Genomic DNA, 6,918 nt, shown 5'->3' with positions numbered 1-6,918 from the left:
TGGAAGGTGCCCTGCTTGCCGGTGAAGCCCTGGCAGATGACCTTGGTGTCTTTGTTGATCAGGATGCTCATTGCAGTCTCTTAGCCTTTGCTTGCGGCGACGACGGCCTTGGCCGCCTCGGTGAGATCGGAAATCGGCGTGATGGCGAGGCCGGATTCGCGCAGCAGCGCCTGGCCCTTTTCCATGTTGGTGCCCTGCAGGCGCGCAATCACCGGAATCTTCAGACCAACCTGCTTGACCGCAGCGATGATGCCTTCGGCGATCAGATCGCAGCGGACGATGCCGCCGAAGATATTGATGAAGATCGCCTTCACTTCCGGGCTGGCGGTGATCAGCTTGAAGGCTTCAGTCACCTTCTCCGCCGTGGTGCCGCCGCCGACGTCGAGAAAGTTCGCCGGCTGGCCGCCGTGCAGCTTCACGATGTCCATGGTCGCCATCGCCAGACCGGCGCCGTTGACCATGCAGCCGATGTCGCCTTCCAGAGTCACGTAGTTCAGATCGAACTTGGCAGCGGCGCGCTCGCGCTCGTCTTCCTGCGAGCCATCGCGCATCTCGGCGATGCTCTTCTGGCGGAACAGCGCGTTGTCGTCGAAATTCAGCTTGGCATCGAGCGCGAAGACATTGCCTTCGGCGGTGACGATCAGCGGATTGATCTCGACCATGCTGGCATCGCATTCGGTGACGATCTTGTAGACGCCGGCCATGATCTTGGTGAACTGGTCGACCTGGTCTTTGGTCAGGTCCATGAAGAAGCCGAGTTCACGCGCCTGATAGGCCTGGAAGCCGGCCGCCGGATTGACGGTGACGGTCTTGATCTTTTCCGGGGTGTGCTCGGCCACTTCCTCGATGTCCATGCCGCCAGCGGCGGAGGCCATCAGGATCACGCATTCGCTGGTGCGGTCGACGAGCGCCGACACGTACAGCTCGCGAACGATATTCGACGGCTTTTCGACCCAGACCGAATTCACCGGCAGACCCTTGGCGTCGGTCTGCTTGGTGACCAGCATCTTGCCGAGCATGCCCTTTGCTGCTTCTTCAGCGGCATCGGCGCCGCTGACCAGCTTCACGCCACCGACCTTGCCGCGGCCGCCTGCGTGCACCTGCGCCTTGACCACGACCTTTTCCGTGCCGAGCTGCTTGGCGACGGCGCGGGCCTGTTCCGGACTGGTGGCCAGGCCACCCTGAGGTACCGGGATGCCGTAGCGCGCAAACACTTCCTTCGCCTGATACTCGTGCAGGTTCATGCTTCCCCCAAAAGGATTGCAATGGCCCCGGTCACAATCTGCGCCGGGCGCCTGTGCGGAATTGATACAGCCGGACGGCTGCGGCCAGCATTCTCCCTTAATCATTCAGTGCAGGCAAAGCATTTGCACCGCTACACTCGTGCTCTTGTCAGCTCGTTGTTATTGAGTCGGCATCGTAATATCCCGCCAGGAATGCATGGGTTCCGGCCGGATGATTTTATTTAGGCGTGCGGACATGCCGACTCAATAACCAGAAACCATTGTTTTGTTATTGATACGGCACCTTCTGCGCATCGTTGGCCAGGGTGAGGGGCACCTTAGACACTTGGCCCACGTTCACTATCAAGGTGCCGTATCAATAAGGCGCGTTCATGTCCCTACTCATCCGGGTGTTGCTGCTGGTCGCCGTGGGCGCTCTGCTCTATCGCAGCTATCTCCGCTGGCAGTTGCAGAACCGCCAGCGCAACGCGCCGCCGCCGGAGCGTTTCGAGCCGATGGCGCGCTGCACGGGCTGCGGCACCTATCTGCCGTCGAACACGCTGTCACCAAGCCTGCGTTGCGGAGCCTGCGAGCAGCGGCCGTGATCGTCATGCAGCACTGAGGCTGCGGCCCGGAACATGGCCAGCCTGGTTCGCGATCCCTTCGTCGATCCCGAGGACTGGCGCATCCTCAGAACGCTGGCCGTCTACCGGCTGGCCCTGATCGCGCTGCTGCTGGCCGTTCATTTCCTCGAACTCAGCGCCTGGTTCTTCGATCACTCGGAGCCGGCCAATTTTTTCCGCATCGTCGCCGCCTACGCGCTGCCGGCGTTGCTGCTGCTGATCGCGACCTATCAGCGCTTTCCATCGAGCGGCATGCAGGCGCATCTGGCGTTCTTCGTCGATGCGCTGGCGATCCTGCTGCTGATGTATGCCGCCCACGGCGCCTCGTCCGGTCTCGGCGTGTTGCTGATCACGCCGGCCGTCGGCTACAGCCTGGTGCTGCCGCTGCGCCTCGGCCTGCTGCACGCAGCGCTCGCCACCTTCGCGGTATTCGGGGCCGAGTTCCTGCGCCAGTCGCTGAACCGCATCGAGGGTGCGGACCTGACCAACGCCGGGCTGATTGGCCTGATGCTGTTCGTCACTTCGCTCGGTGCCGGCGCGGTGGCCGCGCGGGCACGCAAGAGCGAAGCGCTGGCGGCACGTTTCGGCAGCGATCTGGCCAGCTTGTCGCGAATCAACGAGCGGATCGTCGAAAGCATGGATACGGCGGTGCTGGTGATCGACGAGGAACGCCGTCTGCGTCTGCAGAACGCCGCCAGCCGGCGTTTGCTCGCCCGTACCGATGGCGATTCCGATGCTGGCCAGAGCATCGACGGCCAGTCGCTGATCAGCGCCGCGCCGATCCTTGCCCAGGCGCTTTACCGCTGGCAGGAAGCGCCGAACCTCGATCCCGAACCCATCGCCCTGAGCCCCGGCGGTGCCGATCTGCTGCCGCGCTTCACACGCCTGGGCCAGAACGCCTGGGCGCCGGTGCTGGTGCTGCTTGAAGATGCCGCGCGGGTACGCGAGCAGGCGCAGCAACTGAAGCTCGCTGCGCTCGGGCGTCTGTCAGCCGGAATCGCCCATGAGATCAGGAACCCGCTATCGGCGATCCGCCACGCCGGCCAGTTGCTGGCCGAATCACCCGCGCTGCCCGAACAGGATCGGCGCCTGCTCGACATGATCCAGCGCCACACAGTGCGCATCGACAAGATCGTCGAAGACGTGCTGCGCCTGTCGCGCCGCGATGCCGCCGTGCCGCAGAACCTGCTGCTGCGCAGCTTCCTCGAACGCTGCATCGCGACCTGGGCCGAAGGCTGTCCGGCCGGGGCACGAGCGATCCGCATCGACGCGATTCCCGACCAGCTCAGCGTGCGCTTCGATCCTGATCAGCTGCAGCAGGTGCTGCACAACCTGTGGCAGAACAGCTTCGAACACGGCGCCGCCGAAACCGGCGAAGTCGATTCCCCAGATGAACCGGCACCGATCAACGTGCGCCTCAGTGCCGGCCGTCTCAGCCCCGGCCAGCGGCCGTATCTGGACATCATCGACGACGGTCGCGGCATCCCGGTCGAGGTACGCGAGCAACTGTTCGAACCGTTCTTTACCACCGCCCGTCGCGGCACCGGCCTGGGACTGTATTTGTCGCGGGAAATATGTGAATACAATCAAGCACGTCTATCGCATGTGCCACGTAGCTCAGGAACTCGAGGAACCCAGTTCCGCCTCGTTTTCGCAGCCAGCGAAGCACCGCTTACTCCCGTCCCAACTCGTTCATGAGCAAAGCCCCCGCACAAGCCTTGATCGTCGACGATGAAGCCGACATCCGCGAATTGCTCGAAATCACCCTGCTGCGCATGGGCCTTGGCATACGCGCCGCCGGCACCGTGCGCGAAGCGCGGGCGCTGCTGGCCGAGCACAGCTTCGAGCTGTGCCTGACCGACATGCGCCTGCCCGACGGCAATGGCATCGAGCTGGTCAGCCATATCCAGAAGAAGCATCCGGGCTTGCCGGTGGCGGTGATCACCGCTTACGGCAGCGCCCAGGCGGCCGTCGAAAGCCTGAAGGCCGGCGCCTTCGATTTCGTCTCCAAACCCATCGATCTGACCCAGCTCCGCAAGCTGGTCGATACCGCGCTGAAGCTGAAGCGCGAAAGCACCACCGGCGACGGCGGCCTGCTCGGCAACACGCCAGTGATCGAAGCGCTGCGGGCGTTGATCGACCGCCTCGCCCGCAGCCAGGCGCCGGTGCACATCACCGGCGAATCGGGCACCGGCAAGGAACTGGTCGCCCGCCTCATCCACACTCGCAGCCCGCGCGCCGATGCGCCGTTCGTGCCGGTGAACTGCGGAGCGATTCCCGCCGAGCTGATGGAAAGCGAATTCTTCGGCCATCTGAAAGGCAGCTTCACTGGCGCCACACGGGACAAGGCTGGCCTGTTCCAGGCGGCGGAAGGCGGCACGCTGTTCCTCGATGAAGTCGGCGATCTGCCGCTGCACATGCAGGTGAAGCTGCTGCGCGCACTGCAGGAACGCGCGGTGCGGCCAGTCGGTGGCGAGACCGAAGTGTCAGTCAACGTCCGGGTGATCTCGGCGACCCACAAGGATCTGAGCCAGCTGCTGGCGCTCGGCACTTTCCGCCAGGATCTCTATTACCGGCTCAACGTCATCGAGGTACGCACGCCGTCCCTGCGCGAGCGCCGCGACGACATCCCGCTGTTGACCCAGGCGATCCTGGTCAAGCTGGCTCGAAGCAATGGCCTGGCGACGACGCCGACGCTCGATGCCGCCGCCCTCGCCCGTCTCTGCGAGCACCCGTTCCCGGGCAATGTCCGCGAGCTGGAAAACGTCCTCGAGCGCGCCGTCACGCTCAGCGACGGCAGTTCGATCCTGGCCTGCGATCTACAGCTGCGGAGCGATTGCGTGACCCGCGCAGTCGCTGCGCCAGTTGCCGCGCAGAGCGCGGTCGGCAACGATCTCGAAGGCCAGATGGAAGACATCGAGCGCCGCGCGATCGTCGAAGCGCTGGCGACGGCGCGCTACAACAAGACTCGGGCCGCGGCCCTGCTCGGCATGAGCTTCCGGTCGCTGCGCTACCGGATCAAGAAGCTGAACATCGAGTGACCCGGCGGCACCACTTCTTGCTTCATTGACCCAACACGTTCACTGGGGAATTCGTTGAAAGCCTTTTACTGCTCATCGATCGCCGCGCTGGTCCTGCTGTCCGGTTGTGCCGGCAAGTCCGCGAAGCCGGACTCACAGACGGTGCCGCCGGGCGTGCTGGCACTGTCGCCGCCGGCCAAGGGCGATCCGGCCCAGCGGCTGACGACACTGCTGGCGAGCGAATGGCAGCGTTGGCTGGTCGATCACCCCGAGGAAGCCTCGCTGACCGGCGATCATCGCTACGACGATCGCTGGACCGACATGAGCCTGGATGCGATCGAGGCACGCCATGTCGCCGACGCTGGGGCGCTGCTGAAGCTGCTGGAGATCGACCGCGAGCGCCTGACACCGGCCGCGCAGCTGAACTTCGACCTCTACCGCCAGCAGCTCGAGCGCGACATCGAGGCCTACCGCTATCGCGGCCATCTGCAGCCGATCAACCACCTCGGCGGCGTGCAGACTTCCGACCAGCTCGCCGAAGCGCTGCAGTTCGAGACCGTGCTCGATTACGAGAACTGGATCCGCCGCATTCGCGGCATCGATGCGGCCGTCGATCAAAGCATCATCCTGCTGCGCATGGGCCTCGCCGAAGGCCGCACGGTGCCGAAGGTGATCATGAAACGGGTGCCGCCGCAGATCGACCGGCAGCTGGTCAAGAAGCCCGAAGCCAGCCCTCTGTACACGCCGTTCCTGAAGTTCGCGCCCGGTGTTCCGGAAGACCAGCGCGCCCGGCTTGCCGACGCCGCGAAAGCCGCGATCCGCGACAGCGCCCTGCCCGCCTGGCAGCGGTTGAAGGACGTGGTGGCGAAGGAATACCTGCCGAAGTGCCGCGATTCGGTCGGCGCCTCGGAGCTGCCCGAAGGCCGCGATGCCTATGCCTTCGCCGCACGCACCAGCACCACCACCAATCTGACGCCGGACGAGATCCACGATATCGGCCAGCGTGAAGTCACGCGCATCCGTGGCGAGATGGAAGCGATCCGCAAGCAGGTCGGCTATCAGGGCAATCTGAAAGCCTTCTTCACCTATCTGCGCACCGATCCCAAGTTCTTCTACCGCGATGGCGCGACTCTGCTGAGCGCTTATCGCGATATCGCCAAGCGCATCGATCCGGAACTGCCCAAGTTGTTCGGCAAGCTGCCGCGCCTGCCTTACGGCGTGCGTGCCGTGCCCGAGGCCAGCGCCCCGGACACCCACACCGCGTACTACCAGCCGGGCGCTGCCGATGGCACCCGCGCCGGCAATTTCTACGCAAATCTCTACAAGCCCGGTTCGCGGCCGAAGTGGGAGCAGGAAGCGCTGACCGCGCACGAAGCGGTGCCCGGCCATCATCTGCAGATCTCGCTGCAGCAGGAACTGGTCAGTGACGCCGGCGGCAGCTTGCCGGCGTTCCGCAGCCAGATTTCGTTCACCGCGTTCGTCGAAGGCTGGGGCCTGTACGCAGAAAGCCTCGGCCCGGAGATCGGCCTGTATCAGGACCCGTACTCGAAGTTCGGCCAGCTCACCTACGAGATGTGGCGCGCCGTGCGTCTGGTCGTCGATACCGGCATGCACGCCAAGGGCTGGAGCCGCCAGCAGGCGATCGACTTCTTCAAGGCCAACACGCCGCGGGCTGAGCTCGATATCACCAACGAGATCGACCGCTACATCGCCTGGCCGGGCCAGGCGCTGGCCTACAAGATCGGCGAGCTGAAGATCAAGGAACTGCGTGCTCGCGCGACCGCGGCCCTGGGCTCGAAGTTCGACATCCGCGGCTTCCACGACGTGGTGCTCGGCTCCGGCGCGCTACCGCTGGACATCCTCGAACGCAATGTCGATGCCTGGATCGAGCAGCAGGACGGTGGCGTGATCGTCAAGCTGCGCGGCACGCCCTAGATCAGGCTCAGAACACGCTGCGGACCAGGCCACCTTCGGCGCGGATCGCCGCGCCGTTGATGATCGCAGCGCGTGCGCTGCAGACGAAGGCGACGACATCGGCGATCTCGCTGGGAT

At 64.6% G+C, this 6,918-nt stretch carries 5 protein-coding genes and 1 pseudogene; 4 read left to right on the top strand and 2 right to left on the bottom strand.

The window, feature by feature from the left end; translation table 11 throughout:
* Positions 1 to 80: 80 nt before the first annotated feature.
* The gene (sucC, locus tag QZY06_RS14960; RefSeq protein WP_295685874.1) at positions 81 to 1,244 is read right to left on the bottom strand and encodes an ADP-forming succinate--CoA ligase subunit beta; all 1,164 of its coding nucleotides are present in this window, start codon (positions 1,242 to 1,244) and stop codon (positions 81 to 83) included.
* Positions 1,245 to 1,615: 371 nt separating this feature from the next.
* On the opposite strand from sucC, the gene QZY06_RS14955 reads away from it, so the two are divergent.
* The 4 genes from QZY06_RS14955 to QZY06_RS14940 are packed head-to-tail and all read left to right on the top strand — an operon-like array spanning position 1,616 to position 6,801.
* Positions 1,616 to 1,828: a hypothetical protein gene (locus tag QZY06_RS14955; RefSeq protein ID WP_295685873.1), complete on the top strand. Its 213-nt coding sequence runs from the start codon at positions 1,616 to 1,618 to the stop codon at positions 1,826 to 1,828.
* Between the two features lie 33 nt (positions 1,829 to 1,861).
* Positions 1,862 to 3,544, top strand: a complete 1,683-nt coding sequence (locus QZY06_RS14950) for an ATP-binding protein (protein WP_295685872.1) — start codon at positions 1,862 to 1,864, stop codon at positions 3,542 to 3,544.
* The gene (locus QZY06_RS14945) at positions 3,541 to 4,887 is read left to right on the top strand and encodes a sigma-54 dependent transcriptional regulator (RefSeq protein WP_295685871.1); all 1,347 of its coding nucleotides are present in this window, start codon (positions 3,541 to 3,543) and stop codon (positions 4,885 to 4,887) included. The genes QZY06_RS14950 and QZY06_RS14945 overlap by 4 nt, the downstream gene beginning before the upstream one ends.
* A gap of 54 nt (positions 4,888 to 4,941) precedes the next feature.
* The gene (locus tag QZY06_RS14940; RefSeq protein ID WP_295685870.1) at positions 4,942 to 6,801 is read left to right on the top strand and encodes a DUF885 family protein; all 1,860 of its coding nucleotides are present in this window, start codon (positions 4,942 to 4,944) and stop codon (positions 6,799 to 6,801) included.
* 7 nt (positions 6,802 to 6,808) lie between these two features.
* Here the strand turns inward: QZY06_RS14940 and QZY06_RS22245 are convergent.
* Positions 6,809 to 6,918, bottom strand: a pseudogene (locus tag QZY06_RS22245) (SDR family NAD(P)-dependent oxidoreductase); the annotation flags it as partial.

The organism is uncultured Nevskia sp., assembly GCF_903885465.1.
In the GTDB taxonomy this organism is placed as follows: domain Bacteria; phylum Pseudomonadota; class Gammaproteobacteria; order Nevskiales; family Nevskiaceae; genus Nevskia.
This window is presented reverse-complemented; position numbering and strand designations above follow the sequence as displayed.